Here is a 21,028-nt window from a genome sequence, read left to right as displayed (position 1 = left end):
GGGAAGTTTTCGCGGCTTGCACAAAGGGTTGCGGCCCCCGACACTGGTCGGCGGAGGAGGACCCGATGCGCTCGATCGTCACAGTTTCGCTGGTGTCGTGCCTGACTGCCGGGGCGCTGCCCGCCGCCGCCCAGGCCCCCGCCGCCCCGGGCGCCGAGGCGCCGCAGCTGGTCCGCGCCGCGGTGCTGCGGGTGGACAAGCCGGCGCTGCCGCCGATCTCTCGGCTCGAGGTCGCGCCCGAGGATCTGGGCTTTGCCGGGGCGCGGCTGGCGATCGAGGACAACGACACCACCGGCCGCTTCATGGGCCAGGATTTCGAGGCGGTCGAGGTCACCGCCACCCCGGAAACCGCCTCGGCCGAGCTGGACGCCATCCTCGGGCAGGACATCCGTTTTGTCGTGCTGCTGGCGGACGAGGCGACGACGCTGGCGCTGGCCGACCAGGCCGGCGACCGGGCGCTGATCTTCAACGCCGCCGCGCGGGGCGATGCGCTGCGCGGGGCGGATTGCCGCGCCAATCTCATCCACACCGCTCCCAGCCACGCCATGCTGGCCGACGGGCTGGCGCAGTTCCTGATGTGGAAACGCTGGCCGCGCTGGCTTCTGGTCCACGGCAGCCACCCCGAGGATATCGCCCTGGCCGACGCCTATCGCCGCGCCGCCGCCAAGTTCGGCGCCCAGATCGTCGAGGAACGGGTGTTCGAGGATACCGGCGGCGCCCGCCGCACCGATTCGGGTCATGTCCAGGTCCAGCAGCAGCTGCCGGTGTTCACCCAGCGCGCCCCCGATTACGACATCATGGTCACCGCCGACGAACACGGGGTGTTTGCCGACTGGATGCCCTATCACACCTGGGATGCGCGGCTGGTGGCCGGCTCGGCCGGGCTGGTGCCGCGCAGCTGGCACCCGGCGCTCGAGGCCTGGGGCGCCACCCAGTTCCAGAACCGCTTTGAAAAGCTGAACGTGCGCCCGATCCGCGAAGAGGATTACCAGGCCTGGGTCGCGCTGCGGATGGTGGGCGAGGCCGCCACCCAGACCAGATCCGCCGACCCCGACACGCTGAAGCAATTCATGCTGTCCGAGGATTTCCAGGTGGCGGGCTTCAAGGGACAAAAGCTGACGCTGCGCGACTGGGACCACCAGCTGCGCCAGCCGATCCTGCTGACCACCGGGCTGGTGACCACCAGCGTCAGCCCGCAGGACCAGTATCTGCACCAAGTCACCGCGCTGGATACGCTGGGCATCGACCGCCCCGAAAGCGCCTGCAAGTTCTGAGGAACGATGAAACACGCACTCGCCATCCTGCTGCTGACCACCGCCGCCACCCCCGCGCTGGCCGCCAAGGTCTATGTGTCCAACGAAAAGGGCAACGACGTCACGGTGATCGACGGCGACACCTTCGAGGTGCTGGGGACCTATCCGGTCGGCAACCGCCCGCGCGGCATCACCATCAGCCCCGACGGCAAGGAACTGTATGTCTGCGCCTCGGACGACGATCTGGTCCGGGTCTTCGACCCCGAGACCATGCAGGAACTGCACACCCTGCCGTCCGGCCCCGACCCCGAGCTGTTCGTGCTGCACCCCTCGGGCAATCCCCTCTACATCGCCAACGAGGACGACAACCTGGTCACCGTGGTCGACACCCAGACCCACAAGATGCTGGCCGAGATCCCGGTCGGGGTGGAACCCGAGGGGATGGGGGTCAGCCCCGACGGCAAGGTGGTGATCAACACCTCGGAAACCACCAACATGGCGCATTTCATCGACGCCGAGACCTTCCAGATCACCGCCAACGTGCTGGTGGACAGCCGCCCGCGCTTTGCCCAGTTCAGCGACGACGGCAGCAAGCTGTTCGTCAGCGCCGAGATCGGCGGCACCGTCACCGTTATCGACCCGGCCACGCAGGAGATCACCAAGGTGATCGACTTCGACATCCCCGGCGTCCTGCCCGAGGCGATCCAGCCAGTGGGGGTGCGGGTGACCGCCGACGGCAAAAAGGTGTTCGTGGCGCTGGGCCCGGCGAACCGCGTAGCGGTGATCGACGGCGAAACGCTCGAGGTGACGGATTACATCCTGGTCGGGCAGCGGGTCTGGCAGCTGGCCTTCACCCCCGACCAGAAGCATCTCTACACCACCAACGGCAACTCGAACGACGTCACCGTGATCGACGTGGCCACCAATACCGCGCTGAAGTCGATCCCCGTCGGGCAGCAGCCCTGGGGCGTCGTCGTCGCCCCCCAATAAGGCCCGGCCACCGCCGGACCGACCCGGAACACGCAAGAGAAAAGGGAGAGAGACATGACCAGGCTGTTGATCGCTGCGATGCTGGCGGCGCTGATCGGGGCGCCGGCGCAGGCCCAGACCGCGACGGACGCCCCCGCGGATGATGCCGCCGCCCAGGCCGCCCCCGCCGCGGATGCGGCCGGCGAGGATGATGACGACGACGACGACGATGCCCCGGCGGCCGCGGCCAGCACGGTCCAGCACCACGACTTCGGCCCCTCGGGGATCATGGCCCGCTCGAACCGCGAGGATCTGGCGCCGATGACGCTGTCCTCGGGCAAGCCGGTGGCCGAGGCCGAATATTCCCTGCAATCTGGCGGGTTCTACCGGGTCAAGATCGTCTCGGACGGCACGCAGGAGCTGGCGCTGTCGGGCGGCGACTTCTTCCGCGCGGTCTGGATCAACGAGGTGGTCATCAACGACATCGAGATCCGGCCGCTGGGCGTGCACTCGATCGAGTTCGACGACGCGGGCGAGGCCGAGATCAGCTTCATCGCCATCATGCCGGGCCGCTACACGCTGTCGATCCCGGGATCGAGCGGCGAATCCCAGCAGGCGGTGTTCAACATCCGCTGAGGCTTGACGGGGGCGGGGTTCCGCCCCCTCACTGCCCCCCCATGACCACGCCCGCGCTTTCCGTCCAGAATGTCAGCCACAGTTTCGGCGCCTTTCGCGCGCTGGACGACGTGTCGCTGACCGTGCCCCGCGGCAGCTTCACCGCGCTTTTGGGCGTGAACGGGGCGGGCAAGACCACGCTGTTCAACCTGATCACGCGGCTTTACGCCAACCGCTCGGGCGTGATCGAGGTCGCGGGCCATGACCTGCGCCGCGACCCCGGCCCGGCGCTGCGGCGGCTGGGGGTGGTGTTCCAGTCCCGGGCGCTGGATGCCGACCTGACTGTGCAGCAGAACCTGATGTATCACGCCGCCCTGCATGGCATTCCCCGCAGCAAAGCCCGCGCCCGGGTGGCCGAGGTGCTGGCCCAGGTCGATCTGGCCGACAAGGCGGGCGCCAAGGTCTCGGCGCTGTCGGGCGGGCAGGTGCGCCGGGCCGAGATTTCCCGCGCCCTGATCCACCGCCCCGAGCTGCTGCTGCTGGACGAGGCCACCGTGGGGCTGGACGTGAAATCCCGGGCCGAGGTGCTGGCCCTGACCCGGCGGCTGATCGCGGAACAGGGGGTCTCGGCGCTGTGGGCCACCCATATCCTGGACGAGATCGCGCCCTCGGACCGGCTGGTGATCCTGCACCGCGGCCGGGTGCTGTTCGCCGGGCTTGCGCAGGACGCGGCAGGGGATGGCGACCTGACCCGCGCCTTTCTCGACCTGACCGGAGTGCCGGCATGAGCGCCGGGGGCATGACCGGCTGGTGGGTCGCCTTCGCCGGCATCTCGAGGCGCGAGACGCTGCGCTTCGTCAACCAGCGCGGCCGCTTTCTGGCGGCGCTGGTGCGGCCGCTGGTGTGGCTGTTCATCTTTGCCGCGGGTTTCCGCGCCGTGCTGGGGCTGTCGATCACCGCGCCCTATCAGACCTATGTGCTGTACGAGGTCTACGTCACCCCCGGGCTGTGCGCGATGATCCAGCTGTTCAACGGGATGCAGTCGTCGCTGTCGATGGTCTATGACCGCGAGACCGGGGCGATGCGGACCCTGCTGGTCAGCCCCTATCCGCGCTGGTTCCTGCTGGCGTCCAAGCTGGTGGCGGGGGTGATCGTCTCGATCATCCAGGTCTATACCTTCCTGCTGATCGCGTGGTTCTGGGGCATCCATCCGCCGCTTGCCGGCTTTCTGGCGGTGCTGCCGGCGCTGCTGCTGTCGGGGCTGATGCTGGGGGCGATGGGGCTGTTCCTGTCCTCGGCGATCCGGCAGCTGGAAAACTTTGCGGGGGTGATGAACTTCGTGATCTTCCCGATGTTCTTCGCCTCGTCGGCGCTTTATCCGCTGTGGCGGATGCGGGAATCCTCGGTGCTGCTGCACGACATCTGCGCGCTGAACCCCTTCACCCATTCGGTCGAGTTGATCCGCTTTGCCCTTTACCTTCAGGTGAACTGGCTGTCCCTTGGGGTGGTGCTGGGCTGCCTGGTGCTGTTCTTCGGGGGTGCGGTGCTGATGTACGACCCGGGCCGAGGGCTGGGGATCCGGCGAAAGGGGGGATGATGCGCTATCTTGTTCTGGCAGCGGCGCTGCTGGTGCCGGTCGCGGCACAGGCGGCCACGCCCACGGCGGACTGGCCCTGCATCCAGCGCCTGCAGCCGCGGCTGTCGCTGGGGCAGGCCTGGACCGGCCCGACCCCGCCGGACGGCGCGGCGATCCCCGCGGAAACCGCCGCGCTGGCCGAGCGGCTGGTCCAGCGCCGCATGACCCTGGACGAGGCCGAGGCCGAGATTGCGGCTTTCGCCGCCACCACCGACGCCGAGGGGCTGGCGCTGCTGATGCAGGCGGTGTTCCACCGCATCGACACGCAGCGCGCCACCATCATCCAGGGGATCTCGCGCTATGGCCACGCGCAGGTGGCGCTGGCCGAGCAGGTCGAGACCCGCCGCCGCCGCATGGCCGAGCTCGAGGCCGCCGATTCCCCCGATTTCGACGCCATCGACGCCGAGGAACGCGCGCTCGACATCGACATGCGGGTGTTTACCGACCGTCAGCACAGCCTGACCTATGTCTGCGAATCGCCCGTGCTTCTGGAACAGCGGCTGTTCGCGCTGGGCCGCGCCATCGCCGCACAGCTGCCCTGACGGGCGCGCACCCGGAAAAGGGGGGAACCGCTGCCGCCGGCGGCGGGTTGGTTGCCTGACGCAACCCCCGCCAGATGGAAGCCGGAAAGATGACCCAGCGACACGCCCCGATCCTTCTGCTGACCGCCCTGCTTGCCGCCGGCCCGGCGCTGGCGCAGACTGCGGCACCCCTGCCTGACGCGCAGGCGACAACGCCCCCGGCCGCCGGCGATGCCACCGTTCCGGTCGTCCCGGCCCCCGCCGCGGCCACAACACCGGCCGCCACGCCCGAAACCCCGGCACCGCAGCCCCCAAGCTTCACCCCGGTGCCGGTCGACGATCCGCTGATCCCGGCGCCCATCGCGGCCCGCGCCGTGCCCCCCGACTACAGCGCCCCCGCTCCGACCCCGGCCGCGGCCCCGGTGGCCGAGCCGGAACCCCAGCCGACCCCCACCGTCGACGGGGTGCCGACCGAACCAGAACAGGCCACCATCTCGCCCGAGGCAGCGCGCGCCAGCGCCGCCCCCGCCCCTGCGGCCACCACCGGCGACGCGCCCGAGCCTCCCTCGTCGCAGTCGCTGGAAACCGGCGGCGCGGCGGATGCGGCCGACCCCGACAGCGTCGCCACCGCCGCGACCCCGCCCGACCAGCAGGCCGGGCAAGAGGGCGCGGGCGACGGCACCTCGCCGGGCAGCGCCGGGTCTTCGGGCTGGACCGGCGGCGTCGGCGGCTCGACCATCGGCACCAACCCCTCGGGCGCGGTGCCGGAATCGCGCACCTGGCAGCCCCCGACCTCGCGCGGGCTGGATCTCGAGGGCTAGGCGCTGGCTGCTTCTTTTTGGTGAAAATACCCCGGGGGCGCGGGGGCAGCGCCCCCGCCTCGCCCGAACTGGCGGAGGAGAATGGGAGTCGAACCCACCCGGGACAGGCGCGCTGCCCCAACCGGATTTGAAGTCCGGCCGCCCCACCGGGGACGATTCTCCTCCGTAACCCGTCAGCTGCCGTAAAGATCGGCCCGATGCGGATTGATGCGCCGCAGATCGCCGCGGCGCAAGGTCACTCCCTGCCTATCATAGAAATCGAGGATCTCGATGGCCAGCTTGCGCCCGGTCTCTATCCGGTCGCGAAAGGCGGCGGCGGTCACCCAGCCGTCGGGCGCGTCCTGCTGGACCGCGGCGATGATCCCCACCATCTCGGCGGTGGTGGTGCGCAGGTAGAAATGATCGCGGCGGATCTGGTCCACGCGCCCCTGCCGCGCCGCCATGCGCAGCACCCGGCGCACGTCCTCTTCGGGGATGTCCCAGGCGGTGGCCATGTCGCGCACCCGCGGCGGGCGGAACCGCAGCTCGCCCGACAGTTCCGGCAGGATGCGGGCATAAAGCGCCTCGTCATCCTCGGACAGGCGCACGATATGGCTGGGCAGACGCAGAAAGGCGCCCTCGGCCACGATCTCGCCCGCCGCGATGCGTTCGGCCAGCAGCGCGGCAAACGCCTCTTTCGGCAGGCGCGGGGTCAGCCCCAGCCGCAGCTTTTCGCGGCCCGGCCCCTGCATCTCGGGCGCGTCCTCGTGGAACCGCGCCAGCGCATCCAGCATTCCCGCGACCAGCCCGCGATGGGTCGCCGCCGACAGCGCCACCTGGGTGGCACCGGATTGAAGCACCACCGCCGCAGCCGCCAGCCGCGCCGCGGCCTCGGGCCCCAGCGCGCGGTCGCGGATGAAGGCATCCAGATCGGCCAGAAACGGCGGCGCTGCCAGCATTCCCCGCAGCGCCTGTTCGGGCTCTGGCTGCGTTGCGGCGTCGAGTTGCAGCATCCGTTCCGGCGTGCGGCGGCGGCGGGCGGGTGCGCGCAGGTCAAGGAACACCCCCCCGCCGATGGTGCGCCGGGCCGAGACGTCCCGCAGGATATAGCGGTCCCCGACCGAGGCGGCGAGCGGCGCGTCCAGCACCAGCTGCACCAGACCCTCGGCCCCCGGCATCAGCGCCTCGGCCAGCGGCACGATGCGGGCGCCGACCTCGGCCGCGCCGCTGTGCAGGCGGGCGGGAAACCAGGTGCCGATCGGGTGCGGCTCGGACCCCAGCACCCGCAGCGTGGCATCGATGCGGTCGCTGGGCGCGTGCAGCGCCGGGTCCAGCACCATGTCGCCGCGGTGGATGGCGTCGCGCGCCACCCCGTCGCCGGCAAGGTTCAGGGCGCAGCGCTGGCCGGCGATGCCGGTCTGCACCGGCCGGTTCTGCGCATGGATCGCGCGCACCCGCGCCGCCAGCCCGCGGGGCGAAACGGTGATGGTATCGCCGACCGAGACCTGCCCCGACAGCACCGTCCCGGTCACCACCGTGCCGCTGCCCTTCAGCGCAAAGCTGCGGTCCACGCTGAGCCGGAAGCGGCGGTCGAGCGCCCTTGCCGCGGTGGCCGCCGCTGCCTGCGCCAGCGCCCGGCGCAGCGCCTCGATCCCTTCGCCGGTGACCGAGGATACCGGCAGCACCGGCGCCCCCGCCAGCCCGGTGCCGTCCAGCGTGGCGGCAATCTGCGCCGTTACGTCCGCGCGCCGTTCGTCGTCGGCCAGATCTGCCTTGCTCAACGCCACGATGCCGCGATGCACGCCCAGCAGGTCGAGGATTGCCAGATGCTCGCGCGTTTGCGGCATCACCCCGTCGTCGGCCGCCACCACCAGCAGCGCCAGGTCGATGCCGCCCGCGCCCGCCAGCATGGTGTGGACGAAGCGTTCATGCCCCGGCACATCCACAAAGCCGGTGACGTCCCCCCCGTCCGTGCCGTCCCCCAGATCGGCATAGGCGAAACCCAGCTCGATGGTGATGCCGCGGGATTTTTCCTCGGCCAGCCGGTCGGCGTCGGTGCCGGTCAGCGCCCGCACCAGCGCGGTCTTGCCGTGGTCGATATGCCCCGCGGTGCCGACGATCATCGGGCAGCCAGTGCCCCCAGCAGCGCGCCGTCGTCGGGCAGGCAGCGCAGGTCCAGCAGCAGCGCGCCGTCGCTGATCCGCCCGATCACCGGCAGGGGCAGGGCGCGCAGCCGTGCCGCCAGCAGCTCCGGGGCGTCGCCGGTATCACCGCTGAAGGCCAGCGCGGCCGAGGGCAGCGCCTCGACCGGCAGCGCGCCTGAGCCGATCTGGCTGCTGCACTCGACCACCTGCACGCGGTAGTCCGGCAGCATTGCCGCCACCGGCGCCAGCAGCCGCTGCGCCTGTGCGGCGATGTCGTCGCGCGGGCGGGTCAGCATCCGCAGCGTCGGCAGGCGCTCGGCCAGCCGGTCGGGGTCGCGGTACAGCCGCAGCGTCGCCTCGATCGCGGCCAGCCGGACCTTGTCCAGCCGCAGCGCCCGTTTCAGCGGGTTGCGGTTGATCCGCGCGATCAGATCGGCGCGGCCGACGATGAACCCCGCCTGCGGCCCGCCCAGCAGCTTGTCGCCGGAAAACGTCACGATATCCGCGCCCTCGGCCACCGCCTGCCGCACGGTGGGTTCCGCCGGCAGCCCCCAGCGGGTCAGGTCGACCAGCGTCCCCGAGCCGAGGTCGTTCAGCATCGCCACCCCCGCGTCCCGCGCCATCGCCGCGACTGCGGGCGCAGGAACCGAGGCAGTGAAGCCGTCGATGCGGTAGTTCGAGGGATGCACCTTCATCAGCAGCCCGGTGTCCGGGGTGATCGCATCGCGATAGTCGCGGGGGTGGGTGCGGTTGGTGGTGCCGACCTCGACCAGCCGCACGCCGGCGCGGCGCATCACGTCGGGGATGCGGAAGGCGCCGCCGATCTCGACCAGCTCGCCGCGCGAGACGATGGCCTCGCGCCCCTCGGCCAGCGTGTTCAGCACCAGCAGCACCGCGGCGGCGTTGTTGTTGACGACGGTGGCGGCCTCGGCCCCGGTCAGCTCGCAGATCAGGGGTGCGACCAGCGCGTCGCGTTCGCCGCGCCGGCCGCTGGCGAGGTCGTATTCCAGCGCCGCGGGGGCGCGCATGGCGGCGGCTGCCGCCTCGACAGCGGCCTCGGCCAACAGGGCGCGGCCCAGGTTGGTGTGCAGGACGGTGCCGGTCAGGTTCAGCACCGGGCGCAGCGCGCTTTGGGCGGCGGCGTCCAGCGCGGCGGCGGCGCGGGACGCAATCGCGGCGCCGTCAGGTGCCGCGCCCCCCGCGGCGCGCAGTTCCGCCCGCGCATCGTCCAGCGCCGCGCGCATTGCGTCGGTGGCGGCGCGGCGGCCGTGGCGGTCGATCAGCCCGGCGGCCTGCGGCAGCGACAGCAGCCGGTCGACCGAGGGCAGGGCGCGCAACCCGTCCATCGGATAACCGTCAGTAGCCGATCAGGAACGGGTCGAACCCGGCCCGGCGCCACTTGCCGCCCTGCATCAGCGCGTCCAGCCCCAGGCTCGCCACGTCGTCGGCGATGGAGTCCAGCGCCGGGTTGCGGCTTTGGGCCAGCTGCTTGACCCAGGCGCCGCATTCGTCGCAGCACTCGGCCTTGACCTGTGTGCCCTTGTCCTGCGCGTCCTTGTCCGCGTCGCCGGCGGCCAGGCCGTCCTCGACCGACTGGAAGGAAATCCCCTTGGTCGAGCCGCAGGAGAGGCACTTCACCCGCACCTCGTTCCACAGGGTCTGGCAGCAGCCGCAGGCGGCATAGCGCGTGCCCTCGGCCCCCATCACCCCGGTAATGAGCGAGCTGGCCGGTTTGCCGCCGCAGGCGGGGCAGACCCCGGTGCGGATCGCGACCAGCTGTTCGGCGTCCAGCGTGGCGGCAAGCTGCGCCATGTGGACCTGAACCGCCGCGGCCACGAACAGATGCGGCGCGGCGCTGTCCGAGGGGATCACGTCGTCCATGATGTTCGACAGCAGCCAGCGCCGGTCCTCGGGCGTCGCGGCGCGCAGGGCGTCCAGCGCCAGCCGCGCCTGTGCCGGCATCTCGATCGCGCCCGCGCCTGCGATCAGCGCATCCAGCGCCGCGAGGGTGGCGGGATCGTCCACCAGCGCCTGCCGGTCCAGCGGCGGCATCCGGCTGGCGCGCGCCAGCGCCACGCGGTCCGCATCGGGCGCTTCGGGGGCGGGCAGTTCGTCCGCCAGCCGCGCCTGCACCCGGGACAGCGCGGCCAGAAACTCCAGATAGGGGGCAAGATTGGCCGAGGCCGCAGCCAGATGGGCGAAGCGCTCGGCGCGCCGGGAAAACAGCCGCGAGGGCCTGGGCAAAATGGCGAGCGGCGGCGTGGGGACGCCGCCGATCATGTCGGGCTGGGGTTGGCTCGTATTGGGCATCATCGCTCCTATCTGGGCCGGACCGGCCACGGGACAGGGTTACTCTGCCGGCTTCGTCCGCTGCCGTCTAGCCAGTTCCCGCAGCCATTTCCGGTGGTGGCGCCAGGACCAGCCGCCGGTCACGGTGCCGCGGGTCATGGCGCTGATGGTGCCCTGCGTCCAGAAGGCGGCGAAGATGTGCAGGATGAACACCAGCACGATCAGCACCGCCGCGATCGAGTGCACCAGGATCGCGATGCGCCGGGTTTCGATCGACACCAGTTCCGGGAAATACTGGATCCACATCGCCACCCCGGAAATCAGCAGCACCAGGATCAGCCAGAACATCCCCCAGAACACCAGCTTCTGGCCAAAGTTGTACTTGCCCAGTTCCGGCAGACGTTCCTCGTTCCCCGACACCACGTCGCCGATGTGCCGGGTCCAGACCAGATCCTCGCGCCGCAGGATGTTCAGATGCGCCAGTTGCAGGAACATCCCCAGAAAGCTGATCGAAAGCGCGACGCCGACGAAGGGATGCAGCCAGCGCGCATTCTGCCCGCCGCCGAACAGGGCGGTCAGCCCGAACAGCGCCGGGTGGAACAGTGCGAACCCCGACAGCATCAGCACGATGAAGCACAGCGCGGTGAACCAGTGGTTGACCCGGGTGAAGGTGATGTAGCGCTTCACCACCACCGGCTGGGTCTGGACGATGCGGTCGGTGCTTTCCGAATATTCACGCTGCGTCATCACACGGTCCCCCTGTCGTCAGGCTGGCCGGAACCGCGCATCTCTTCCTGCACCAGCTCGGTGGCCTCGGCCTCGTCCTGCGGGGTTACGCGGCTGCGGGTGAACAGCGCCATCGCGGCGGCGCCGACGGCGGCCAACCCCACGGCGGCGATACCGACCGGCTTGGTCGGGCCCTTCCACCCCTCGACCACGTCCGAGATCTTGGGGTCGTCGGGCAGGCCGCTGTAAAGCGAGGGCTTGTCCGCGTGATGCAGCACATACATCACATGGGTGCCGCCGACGCCCTGCGGGTCGTAAAGCCCGGCGTTGTCGTAGCCGCGCGACTTCAGGTCCTCGATCCGCTCGGCGGCAAGGGCGGTCATGTCGTCCTTGGTGCCGAAGGTGATCGCCTGGGTCGGGCAGGCCTTGGCGCAGGCCGGACCCTGCCCCACCGCCACCCGGTCCGAACACAGCGTGCATTTCTTGACGACATGCTGGGTCGGGCTCAGCCGCGGGATGTCGAAGGGACAGCCCGAGATGCAGTAGCCGCAGCCGATGCAGTTCTCGCTGATGAAATCAACGATGCCGTTGGAATACTGCACGATGGCGCCGGGCGCCGGGCAGGCCTTGAGACAGCCCGGATCGACGCAATGCATGCAGCCGTCCTTGCGAATCAGCCACTCGAAATCGCCGGTGTCCGGGTTGTCGTATTCGGTGAACCGCATCAGCGTGTACATTTCCGGGGTCAGGTCGAGGGGGTTTTCATAGATCCCCACGTTGATCCCGATTTCCGGATGCGTGTCGTTCCATTCCACGCAGGCGGTCTGGCACGCCTTGCAGCCGATGCATTTACTGACGTCGATCAGCTTGGCCACGTCGGTCAGGTCGCGGGGATTTTCCGCGACCGGCCCCCCGGCCGAGGAACGCACCACGTCCCCCTGGCCGAGGTTGCTTTCCATCGGCTGCACCGGCGGGTTCGCCACCGCGGTGCGGGGGCTGTCGAGATCGGGAGCCATCGTCATGCCAAAGCCTCCCCTGTTGCGGGTTCGATGTTGACCAGGAACGCCTTGAACTCCGGCGTCTCGATATTGGCGTCACCGACGGCGGGCGTCAGGCTGTTCGGCCCCCAGCCCTTTTTCGCCGCCCCGACAAAGCCCCAGTGCAGCGGGATGCCGACGACATGGACGGTCTTGCCGTCGCAGGTCAGCGGCTTGATCCGCTTGGTGACCAGAGCCTTGGCCCAGACCTCGCCCCGCTTGGACCAGACCCGCACCTTGCCGCCGCGCTGGATGCCCTTTTCGGCGGCCAGCTCTTCGCTGATCTCGACGAAGAACTCGGGCTGCATCGCCGCGTTCACCTTGTTGTGCTTGGTCCAGTAGTGGAAATGCTCGGTCAGGCGATAGCTGGTGGCGACAAAGGGGAACTCGTCCGAGGTGCCCAGCGTCGCCGCATCGCTTTCGAACATCCGCGCCACCGGGTTCCCGCGCATCCGGTCGTTGAAGACGTTCTGCACCGGGGATTCGAACGGCTCCATATGCGTGGGGAACGGGCCGTCGCGCATCATGCCCCGACTGAACAGGCGCGACACGCCTTCGGGGTTCATGATGAACGGCATCACCTCGCCCGGCTTGGCGGTGGGCGCGATGTCGGGGACATCGAAGCCTTCCCAGCGTTCGCCGTTCCAGCTGAGCAGCGCCCGTTCGGGATCCCACGGCTTGCCGTCGAGATCGGCCGAGGCGCGGTTGTAGAGCGTCCGCCGGTTCAGCGGCCAGCTCCACGCCCAGTTGGAATGGACGCCCAGCCCCGAGGGGTCGGAGTTGTCCCGCCGCGCCATGTTGTTGCCGTCCTCGTTGAAGCAGCCGGAATAGATCCAGCAGCCGCAGGCGGTCGAGCCGTCGTCGCGCAGCTCGGCAAAGGACTTCACCTGCTTGCCGGCCGCGGTCAGCACCTTGGTCGGGTCGGCAGGGTCGGTCACGTCCGCCAGCGCGGTGCCATTCATCTCGCGCGCCAGCTCGTCGGGCATCGGCGTCGAGGGATCGGCATAGGGCCAGGTCAGGTTCAGGATCGGGTCGGGGAAGGCGCCCCCCTCGGCCGCGTAAAGCTCGCGCACCCGCAGGAAGATCTGCGCCATGATCCAGGTGTCGTGCTTCGCCTGACCCGGCGGCTCGGCTGCCGCCCAGTGCCACTGCAGCCAGCGGCCCGAGTTGACCAGCGCGCCCTCGTCCTCGGCAAAGCACGAGGTCGGCAGCTCGATCACCTCGGTCTGGATCGCGGAAGGGTCCACGTCGTTGAAGGCGCCGTGGTTTTCCCAGAACCGCGCGGTCTCGGTCTGCAGCGGGTCCATGACCACCAGCAGCTTGAGCTTGGACAGCGCCGAGGTGTTCTTGCCGCGGTTGGACAGCGCCAGCAGCGGGTTGAAGCCCTGACAGAAATACAGGTTCACCTTGCCCTGATCCATCAGCTCGAACATGCGCAGCATGTCATAGGCGGGCACGTCCAGCTTGGGCAGATAGTGGTAGGCCCAGTCGTTTTCCGCCGTGGCCGCGTCACCCCACATGGATTTCTGGAACGAAACCATGAACTTGGAGTAGTTCTGCCAATAGCTGGTCTGGCCGGGAAGCAGCGGCTTGAACTGCCGCGACTTCATGTAGGTTTCCCAGTCGGGTTCCTTTTCCGTCGGGATGTTCAGATAGCCCGGGATCAGGTTCGACATCAGCCCGATGTCGGTCAGGCCCTGGATGTTGGAATGCCCGCGCAGCGCGTTCATGCCCCCACCGGGAACCCCGATATTGCCCAGGATCAGCTGCAGCATCGCCATGCCGCGGATGTTCTGCGACCCCTTGGAGTGCTGCGTCCACCCCAGCGCATACATCGAGGTCATGGTCTTGGTCGGCGACGAACATTCCCCGATCATCTCGGCGATCTTCAGGAAACGTTCCTTCGGCGTGCCGCAGACCCGCTCGACCATCTCGGGCGTATAGGCGTCGACATGCGCTTTCAGCAGGTTCCAGACGCAGCGCGGATGCTGAAGCGTCGGGTCGGTCAGCGCAAAACCATCCTCGCCCAGCTGGTATTCCCAGCTCGACCGGTCGTAGTCGCGCTTTTCCTCGTCATAGCCGGTGAACAGCCCGTCGGACCAGCCGAACTCTTCCTTGACCAGGAACGAGGCGTTGGTGAAGGCCTTGACGTAGGACCATTGCACCTTGTCGTTCTCGATCATCCACCGGATCATCCCCATCAGGAAGGTGATGTCCGTGCCGGGGCGGATCGGGGCATAGTAATCGGACACGCTGGCCGTGCGCGTGAACCTGGGGTCCACGACGATCAGCTTGGCGCCGCGATGGTGTTTCGCCTCGGTCACCCATTTGAAGCCGCACGGGTGCGCTTCGGCAGCATTGCCGCCCATGACGATCACGAGGTCGGTATTCTTGATGTCGGTCCAGGAGTTGGTCATCGCTCCACGGCCAAATGTCGGGCCCAAACTGGACACCGTGGGGCCGTGTCAGACGCGCGCCTGGTTGTCGAAACCTACAATACCCATCGACCGGACCACCTTGTAGGTCAGCCAAGCCGTTTCATTGGTGGTGGCCGACGCGGCCAGGAAACCGGCGGTGGACCAGCGGTTGACCGGCACCCCGGCCTCGTTCGCGGCCAGCAGGTTGGCGTCGCGGTCGTCCTTGAGCGCGCGGGCGATCTTGTCCAGCGCCTCGTCCCAGGAAATCGGCTCGAAACGGTCGGAACCGGCGCGGCGGATCATCGGCTCGGTCAGCCGCGTCTCGGCGTTGACGAAATCCTTCAGCGCCGAGCCCTTGGGGCACAACGTGCCGCGGTTCACCGGATGGTCGGCGTCGCCCTCGATATGGACCACGCGACGCTTGCCTGCCTCGTCGGCGCGGCCATAGATGATGACGCCGCAGGCGACGGAGCAATAGGGGCAGGTGTTGCGGGTCTCGGTCGTCTGGGTCAGCTTGAAGGCGCGCACATGCGCCAGTTCCGCTGCCTCTGCACCGCCGAAGCCCATGGCCCCCAGCGATGTCGCCGCGACTCCCGCACCCGCAAGCTTCAGGAAGCCGCGGCGTGAGAGGTCGATGTTCATTCGATCCTCCTGTGCCTGTCAAACGAAGATAGGTGGGATCAGTGTCAGGCGGAATCGCCTACAAGTCAACGATAGCGCGATATTGCAACGGGGACATATCGCTTTACGGGAGTTGCGCGGCCCGGACACCGCCCGGGCGGGCTTCTTGACTCTGCGCCGCTGCCGCCGCGATATCCGGGAGACCGCAACGGAGAACCTGCCATGACCGCCCCCCGGATCCGACTGTCCCAGCTGTCCCACGGCGGCGGCTGCGGCTGCAAGCTGGCCCCGGCGGTGCTGCGCGAGCTGCTGGCCGGGCAGCCGGTCGGGCAGATGTTCCCGCAGCTGCTGGTCGGGACCGAGACCTCGGACGACGCCGCGGTCTGGCAGGTGGACGACAAGACCGCGGTGATCGCGACCACCGATTTCTTCATGCCGATGGTGGACGACCCCCACGCCTTCGGCCGCATCGCCGCCACCAACGCGATTTCCGACATCTACGCAATGGGCGGGCGCCCGATCATGGCGCTGGCGATCCTGGGGATGCCGATCGACAAGCTGCCCGCCGAGATGATCCGCGAGATCCTCGAAGGCGGCCGCGCCATCTGCGCCGAGGCCGGGATCCCGGTCGCGGGCGGCCATTCCATCGATTCCCCGGAACCGATCTACGGGCTGGCGGTAATCGGGCTGGTCGATCCCGCGAAACTGCGCCGCAACGCCGATGCGCAGCCGGGCGACGTGCTGATCCTGACCAAGGGACTGGGGGTCGGCATCTATTCGGCGGCGATCAAGAAATCCGCGCTGGATGATGCCGGGATCGCGGAAATGATCGCCTCGACCACGCTTTTGAACCGCATCGGCCCCGAACTGGCCGAGGATCCGGCGGTCCACGCCATCACCGACGTCACCGGCTTCGGCATCCTCGGGCACGGGCTGGAAATGGCCCGCGGCTCGGACGTGCGGGTGGTGATCGAGCGCGCGGCCCTGCCGCTGCTGGCGCGCGCCGAGGAACTGGCGCAGGCCGGGCACGTTACCGGCGCCTCGACCCGCAACTGGGCCGCCTATGGCGCCGAGGTGACGCTGCCCGAGACCTGCCCCGACTGGCAGCGCGCGCTGCTCTGCGATCCGCAGACCTCGGGCGGGCTGCTGGTCGCCGTCGCCCCCGACGCCGCCGAGGGCTGGCTGCGCCGCCTGCACGACGCCGGCTATCCGCTGTCCGCCGTTGTCGGCCGGGTGGAGGAAGGGCAGGGGATCGCTGTCATCTGAACCGTCCCGCCCGACGGCGCGGCCGCATGGGTATTTGAACCAGAAAGAAGCCCCGAGGCCGGAATCACGGCCTCGGGGCTTTTTCGCCAATGTCTTCTTTCTGGTCCAAATACCCAAGCCACGGCGCAGCGAAGGCGGCGCCGCCAGGGTGGACGCGTCAGTCCTTGGCGCGTTCCACGTAGGAATTGTCCTCGGTGTTGATCACGATGCGGGTACCCGCGCCGATATGGGGCGGCACCATCACCCGCAGCCCGTTGTCCACCACCGCCGGCTTGTAGGACGACGAGGCGGTCTGGCCCTTGACCACCGGCTCGGTCTCGACCACCTCGACGGTGATCTTCTGCGGCAGTTCCATGGCGATCGGTGCGCCCTCGAACACCTGCAGGAACACCCGCATCCCTTCCTGCAGATAGGCTTTCTGGTCGCCGATCATCTCGGCCGGCGCGACGACCTGTTCGTAGGTTTCCGGCTCCATGAAGTGGAAGCCCTCGCCGTCCTCGTACAGATAGTCATAGGCGCGTTCGTCGACATGGGCGCGCTCGACCTGCTCGGTGGTGCGCCAGCGTTCGCTGACCTTGGTGCCGTCGGAAATGCGGCGCATGTCGACCTGGGTCACCGGGGTGCCCTTGCCGGGGTGGAAGTTCTGGGCGGTCAGCACGACATACAGTTTGCCGTCCAGCTCGACGACGTTGCCCTTGCGCAGGCTCGATGCGATGACTTTCACTGGCGTCTTTCTTGCGATCTGAGAATGTGGGAATTATTGCCGCGTTCCTTAGCGCAGTTCAGCGGAAATCTCCAGAGATGACGGAAACACCCTGGTGGGACCCGGCCCGCCACGCAGATCGGCGTCCGCTGCTGGCGGCGCGCGGGCGCATCCAGCGCGCCTTCCGCGGCTGGCTGGAGGCCGAGGGCTTCACCGAAGTCGATCCCGCCGCCTTGGCCGCCAGCCCGGGGAACGAGGCGCATCTGCACGGCTTCGCCACCGACGCCATCGGCAACGACGGGCAGGCGCGGCGGCTGTATCTGCATACCAGCCCCGAATTCGCGATGAAAAAGCTGCTGGCCGCGGGCGAGACCCGCATTGCCGCCTTTGCCCATGTCTGGCGCAACCGCGAGCGCGGCCCCCTGCACAGCCCCGAGTTCACCATGCTGGAATGGTATCGGGTGGGCGAGGGGTATGAGGTGCTGATGGAGGACTGCGCCGCGCTGCTGGCGCTGGCGGCGACGGCCTCCGGCGCGTCGGAGCTGCGGTTTCGCGACCACGTCTGCGATCCGTTCGCCGCCCCGGAACGGCTGTCGGTGGCCGAGGCGTTCCAGCGCCATGCCGGGGTCGACCTGCTGGCCACGGTGGGCGCGGATGGCGCGACCGACCGCGACGCTCTGGCCCGGCAGGCGCGCGCCGCGGGTTTGCGGGTGGCGGCGGATGACGGCTGGTCCGACATTCTGTCGCGCATCCTCGTCACCCATGTCGAGCCGCATCTGGGCCACGGCCGCGCCACCATCCTCGACCGCTATCCCGCCCCCGAGGCCGCGCTGGCCCGCCGCGCCCCCGACGACCCGCGCGTGGCCGAGCGGTTCGAGCTTTACGCCTGCGGGGTCGAGCTCGCCAACGGCTTCGGCGAGCTGACCGACCCTGCCGAGCAGCGCCGCCGGTTTCAGGCCGAGATGGCGGAGAAATCGCGGGTCTACGGCGAGACCTATCCGCTGGACGAGGATCTGCTGGCGGCGCTGGCGATCATGCCGCCCTCCAGCGGCATCGCGCTGGGCTTCGACCGGCTGGTGATGCTTTCCACCGCCGCGCCGCGGATCGACGACGTGATGTGGACCCCGGTCCCCTGACCGGCCGCGGGATTTTCCGTTGCGTTTTCCGCGCCGCTGTGGCCTGTCACCCGCGTCTGCGGGACAAAGGGGGCGATCATGGGTGAAATGCAGGTGGCGCGCAGCGTCGCGGATTTGCGCGGCCATGTCGCCGACTGGCGGGGTCGGGGTGAAACCGTGGCGGTGGTGCCGACGATGGGCGCGCTGCACGCGGGGCATCTGTCGCTGGTCGAGGCGGCGCGCGCTGCCTGCGACCGGGTGATCGTCACCCTGTTCGTGAACCCGCGGCAGTTCGACAATGCCGAGGATCTGGCCAACTACCCCCGCCACGAGGACAGCGACCGCGCCGTCCTTGGCCCGCGCGGCGTCGATCTGCTGTTCATGCCGCCGGTGGACGAGGTCTATCCCCAAGGTTTCGCCACCTCGGTCCGGGTCGAGGGGCTTTCCCGCGGCATGTGCGGCGATTTCCGGCCCGGGCATTTCGACGGGGTGGCGACGGTGGTAGCCAAGCTGCTGCTGATGACCGGCGCCGACCGGGCGTTCTTTGGCGAAAAGGACTGGCAGCAGTTGCAGATCGTGCGCCGCATGGTCGCCGACCTGAACATTCCCACAACAATCAGCGGCTGCCCGACCCTGCGCGAGGATGACGGGCTGGCGCTGTCCTCGCGCAATGCCCGGCTGTCGGCCGAGGACCGCGCCATCGCGCCGGCGCTGCATCGCGCCATGGCGGCGGCGGCGCTGCGGTTGCGGGCGGGCGAGGATGCGGCGCAGGTGCTGGCGCAGGCGCGGGACCAGATCACCGCCGCCGGGTTCCGGCAGGTCGAATATCTGGACCTGCGCGATCCAGAAACGCTGGTGCCGCTGGACCGGCTGAACCGCCCCGCGCGGCTGCTGGCCGCGGCCTGGCTGGGGCCGGTGCGGCTGATCGACAATATCGCGGTCTAGGCGTTACCGCTCGCGTTCCACCGCGTGGCGGATCAGCCCGGTCATGTTCGACACTCCCAGCTTGCGCTTCAGCGTTGAGGCGGCGTTGGCGACGGTCTTGTAGCTGACCCCCAGCCGGTCGGCGACCTGCTGCAGCGCCAGACCCTTGCCGATCAGGGTCAGCACCTCGTCCTCGCGCGCGGTCAGCGCGGCGGAACGGTCGGACCCTGCCTGCCGCGTCGCCAGGGCCAGTGCCATGCGGGGGGGCAGGTAGAACTCTCCCGACTCGAGCGCGCGGATGGCGGTGCCGAACTCTTCGGGCGGGGCGTTCTTGGACAGGAAGCCATGCGCGCCCTCGGCCAGCGCACGGGCGGCGAAACCGGGCTGGTCGTTCATGGAAAACATCAGGATCGCGCTGTCGGGCGAGCGTTCCAGGATCGGCGCGATCAGCGCCAGACCGCCGGTGCCGGGCAGCGAGATGTCCAGCACCACCACCTGCGGCTGATGCTGGCCCAGCAGCGCCAGCGCCTCGTCCCCCGACATGGCCTTGAGCACGCGCCCATATCCCAGATCGGCCAGCAGCCGCCCGCAGCCCAGATGGGTGATCGGGTGGTCGTCCACCACCATGGCGGTGCGGGCGGGTTGGGGGGCGGGTTCGGGATCGGGGGCGGTGTTGGTCATGGGTCGGTCTGGTCCGGCAATCTCGCGCAGAGTGTGACACCTCGCGCCCCGTCCTGCACGTCGAAACTGCCGCCCAGCAGGCCCACGCGTTCACGCATCCCCGACAGGCCGTTGCCCTCGGCCGCGCCGCGCAGGCCAAGGCCGTCGTCGGACAGGCGCACGGTCCAGCCTTGGGGAGTGTGGTCCACGGCGGCGCTGATGCGCGTGGCGCCGGCATGGCGCAGGGCATTGGTCGTGCCCTCTTGCAGGATGCGGTAGATCGTCAGGGCGGTGGCCTCGTCCGGCTCGGGCAGCTCGGGGGGCAGGGTTAGCGTCCAGCGGATGCTTTCGTGCCGCTGGGCGAGGTCGTCGAACAGGTCCGCCAGCACCGTGGCCAGCGGCAGCTGCCCCAGCGCCATCGGCCGCAGCCCTGACAGCAACGCGCTGTTCACCTGCCGGATCTGGTCGGCGATGGTCAGGATGTTTTCGGCATGGTCGCGGATGGCAGCGTCGGGGGCGGCATCGCGGATCGCCCCGGCCTCAACCCGCAGCGCGAACAGGCAGGGGCCGTATTCGTCATGCAGGTCGCGGGCGATGGCGGCGCGTTCCTGGTCGCCGCGCCCCACCACCTGCCGCGACAGCCGCGCGCGGTCGGCCTGCGCATCCGCCAGCGCCTGCGCCAGCCGGTCCACATCGGCGGCCAGCGGCGCCAGATCGGGGGTGCGCACCCGTCCCGCACGCGCCGACAGATCGCCCCCCGCCAGCCGGTCCAGCACCGTTGAGACCCGCGACAGCGGCCGCAGCCCGGCTCGCAGGATCGCCCAGATCAGCGCCAGCTGCGCCAGCCCGGCCAGCGCCAGCAGCCCGGAAAGCGTGCGCGCATCGTCCCAGACCTTGGCGATTTCCGCCGCCGGATCGCCCGAGATCATCGCCAGCCCGCGGATCGTGTGGTTTTCCACCACCTGCAGCTGCGTGGACTGGACCCGCGGCGCCAGCAGGCGGGTGAACCACTCGGGCGCCGGCTCGGGCCGCGGCGTGGCGTTGCGGGGCGAAGCCATGCGCCCGCTGGCGGCGTCATAGACCAGGATGCGGGCGTGGCGCGGCTCGATCACCCGCTCGGCCAGCGTCGCGGGCAGTTGCTCGCCCGGGACGGTGTCGATCAGCGCCGCGACCGTGGTCAGCACCAACTCGCGCGCCGAGCGCATCGAGGCCGCGACCTCGGCCGCCACCGCCTCGCGCGCATTGGCGGCCAAGAGCAGCCCCAGCGCCGCGACCAGCGCCAGCTGCACGGCCAGAACCAGCACCACGATGCGAGCGGTCAGCGACATGGCG

The 21,028-nt window shown here is 69.5% G+C and carries 19 protein-coding genes and 1 tRNA gene; 10 read left to right on the top strand and 10 right to left on the bottom strand.

Annotated elements, in window-relative coordinates:
- The first annotated feature begins 65 nt into the window (after nt 1-65).
- The 7 genes from BUB57_RS08200 (at nt 66) to BUB57_RS16545 (ending at nt 5,815) form a co-directional block, all read left to right on the top strand.
- Nucleotides 66-1,274 carry an ABC transporter substrate-binding protein gene (locus BUB57_RS08200; RefSeq protein ID WP_073065081.1) on the top strand — a complete coding sequence of 403 codons (1,209 nt, stop codon included), beginning with the start codon at nt 66-68 and terminating at the stop codon, nt 1,272-1,274.
- A 6-nt stretch (nt 1,275-1,280) separates the two neighbouring features.
- The gene (locus tag BUB57_RS08195; protein ID WP_073065078.1) at nt 1,281-2,243 is read left to right on the top strand and encodes a YVTN family beta-propeller repeat protein; all 963 of its coding nucleotides are present in this window, start codon (nt 1,281-1,283) and stop codon (nt 2,241-2,243) included.
- Between the two features lie 54 nt (nt 2,244-2,297).
- Nucleotides 2,298-2,858 (top strand): cupredoxin domain-containing protein, encoded by a 561-nt coding sequence (locus tag BUB57_RS08190; RefSeq protein WP_073065076.1) that lies wholly within the window; start codon nt 2,298-2,300, stop codon nt 2,856-2,858.
- A gap of 41 nt (nt 2,859-2,899) precedes the next feature.
- Entirely contained in the window at nt 2,900-3,625 is a 726-nt protein-coding gene (locus tag BUB57_RS08185; protein ID WP_073065073.1) for an ABC transporter ATP-binding protein, read from the top strand.
- Nucleotides 3,622-4,434: an ABC transporter permease gene (locus tag BUB57_RS08180; RefSeq protein WP_073065070.1), complete on the top strand. Its 813-nt coding sequence runs from the start codon at nt 3,622-3,624 to the stop codon at nt 4,432-4,434. The genes BUB57_RS08185 and BUB57_RS08180 overlap by 4 nt, the downstream gene beginning before the upstream one ends.
- Nucleotides 4,434-5,015, top strand: a complete 582-nt coding sequence (locus BUB57_RS08175) for a hypothetical protein (protein WP_084732045.1) — start codon at nt 4,434-4,436, stop codon at nt 5,013-5,015. The genes BUB57_RS08180 and BUB57_RS08175 overlap by 1 nt, the downstream gene beginning before the upstream one ends.
- A gap of 89 nt (nt 5,016-5,104) precedes the next feature.
- The gene (locus BUB57_RS16545) at nt 5,105-5,815 is read left to right on the top strand and encodes a hypothetical protein (protein ID WP_143159665.1); all 711 of its coding nucleotides are present in this window, start codon (nt 5,105-5,107) and stop codon (nt 5,813-5,815) included.
- Between the two features lie 69 nt (nt 5,816-5,884).
- On the opposite strand, the gene BUB57_RS08165 is transcribed toward BUB57_RS16545, so the two are convergent.
- From BUB57_RS08165 to fdnG, 7 genes are all read right to left on the bottom strand, one after another.
- Nucleotides 5,885-5,980 (bottom strand) — tRNA-Sec (locus BUB57_RS08165).
- Nucleotides 5,981-5,988: 8 nt separating this feature from the next.
- Nucleotides 5,989-7,917 carry a selenocysteine-specific translation elongation factor gene (selB, locus tag BUB57_RS08160; RefSeq protein ID WP_073065063.1) on the bottom strand — a complete coding sequence of 643 codons (1,929 nt, stop codon included), beginning with the start codon at nt 7,915-7,917 and terminating at the stop codon, nt 5,989-5,991.
- Nucleotides 7,914-9,284 carry an L-seryl-tRNA(Sec) selenium transferase gene (gene selA, locus BUB57_RS08155; protein ID WP_073065060.1) on the bottom strand — a complete coding sequence of 457 codons (1,371 nt, stop codon included), beginning with the start codon at nt 9,282-9,284 and terminating at the stop codon, nt 7,914-7,916. The genes selB and selA overlap by 4 nt, the downstream gene beginning before the upstream one ends.
- Before the next feature lie 10 nt (nt 9,285-9,294).
- A complete protein-coding gene (gene fdhE, locus BUB57_RS08150) occupies nt 9,295-10,248 on the bottom strand; it encodes a formate dehydrogenase accessory protein FdhE (protein ID WP_234952021.1) in 954 nt (317 codons plus the stop codon).
- A gap of 39 nt (nt 10,249-10,287) precedes the next feature.
- Nucleotides 10,288-10,974 (bottom strand): formate dehydrogenase subunit gamma, encoded by a 687-nt coding sequence (locus BUB57_RS08145; RefSeq protein WP_073065053.1) that lies wholly within the window; start codon nt 10,972-10,974, stop codon nt 10,288-10,290.
- A complete protein-coding gene (gene fdxH / locus BUB57_RS08140; RefSeq protein WP_073065050.1) occupies nt 10,974-11,975 on the bottom strand; it encodes a formate dehydrogenase subunit beta in 1,002 nt (333 codons plus the stop codon). The genes BUB57_RS08145 and fdxH overlap by 1 nt, the downstream gene beginning before the upstream one ends.
- On the bottom strand, nt 11,972-15,049 hold the full coding sequence (fdnG, locus tag BUB57_RS08135; RefSeq protein ID WP_143159664.1) for a formate dehydrogenase-N subunit alpha: 3,078 nt from the start codon (nt 15,047-15,049) through the stop codon (nt 11,972-11,974). The genes fdxH and fdnG overlap by 4 nt, the downstream gene beginning before the upstream one ends.
- Before the next feature lie 201 nt (nt 15,050-15,250).
- Here fdnG and selD point away from each other — a divergent pair, with 201 nt between their 5' ends.
- Nucleotides 15,251-16,294 (top strand): selenide, water dikinase SelD, encoded by a 1,044-nt coding sequence (gene selD / locus BUB57_RS08125; protein ID WP_073065041.1) that lies wholly within the window; start codon nt 15,251-15,253, stop codon nt 16,292-16,294.
- Nucleotides 16,295-16,451: 157 nt separating this feature from the next.
- On the opposite strand, the gene efp is transcribed toward selD, so the two are convergent.
- Nucleotides 16,452-17,018 (bottom strand): elongation factor P, encoded by a 567-nt coding sequence (gene efp / locus BUB57_RS08120; protein WP_073065038.1) that lies wholly within the window; start codon nt 17,016-17,018, stop codon nt 16,452-16,454.
- Nucleotides 17,019-17,095: 77 nt separating this feature from the next.
- Between efp and epmA the strand changes: the two genes are divergently transcribed.
- Together epmA and panC are read left to right on the top strand one after the other, a co-directional pair.
- Complete coding sequence (gene epmA / locus BUB57_RS08115) at nt 17,096-18,133, top strand: EF-P lysine aminoacylase EpmA (protein WP_073065034.1); 1,038 nt, start codon at nt 17,096-17,098, stop codon at nt 18,131-18,133.
- An 87-nt stretch (nt 18,134-18,220) separates the two neighbouring features.
- Entirely contained in the window at nt 18,221-19,057 is an 837-nt protein-coding gene (gene panC / locus BUB57_RS08110; RefSeq protein ID WP_073065031.1) for a pantoate--beta-alanine ligase, read from the top strand.
- A 3-nt stretch (nt 19,058-19,060) separates the two neighbouring features.
- Here the strand turns inward: panC and BUB57_RS08105 are convergent, their stop codons facing one another.
- The gene (locus BUB57_RS08105; protein ID WP_084732042.1) at nt 19,061-19,717 is read right to left on the bottom strand and encodes a response regulator transcription factor; all 657 of its coding nucleotides are present in this window, start codon (nt 19,715-19,717) and stop codon (nt 19,061-19,063) included.
- Complete coding sequence (locus BUB57_RS08100; protein WP_073065028.1) at nt 19,714-21,024, bottom strand: histidine kinase; 1,311 nt, start codon at nt 21,022-21,024, stop codon at nt 19,714-19,716. Before BUB57_RS08100 ends, BUB57_RS08105 begins: the two co-directional genes overlap by 4 nt.
- Between the last annotated feature and the right edge of the window lie 4 nt (nt 21,025-21,028).

Source organism: Paracoccus solventivorans (assembly GCF_900142875.1).
Classification (GTDB): domain Bacteria; phylum Pseudomonadota; class Alphaproteobacteria; order Rhodobacterales; family Rhodobacteraceae; genus Paracoccus; species Paracoccus solventivorans.
This window is presented reverse-complemented; position numbering and strand designations above follow the sequence as displayed.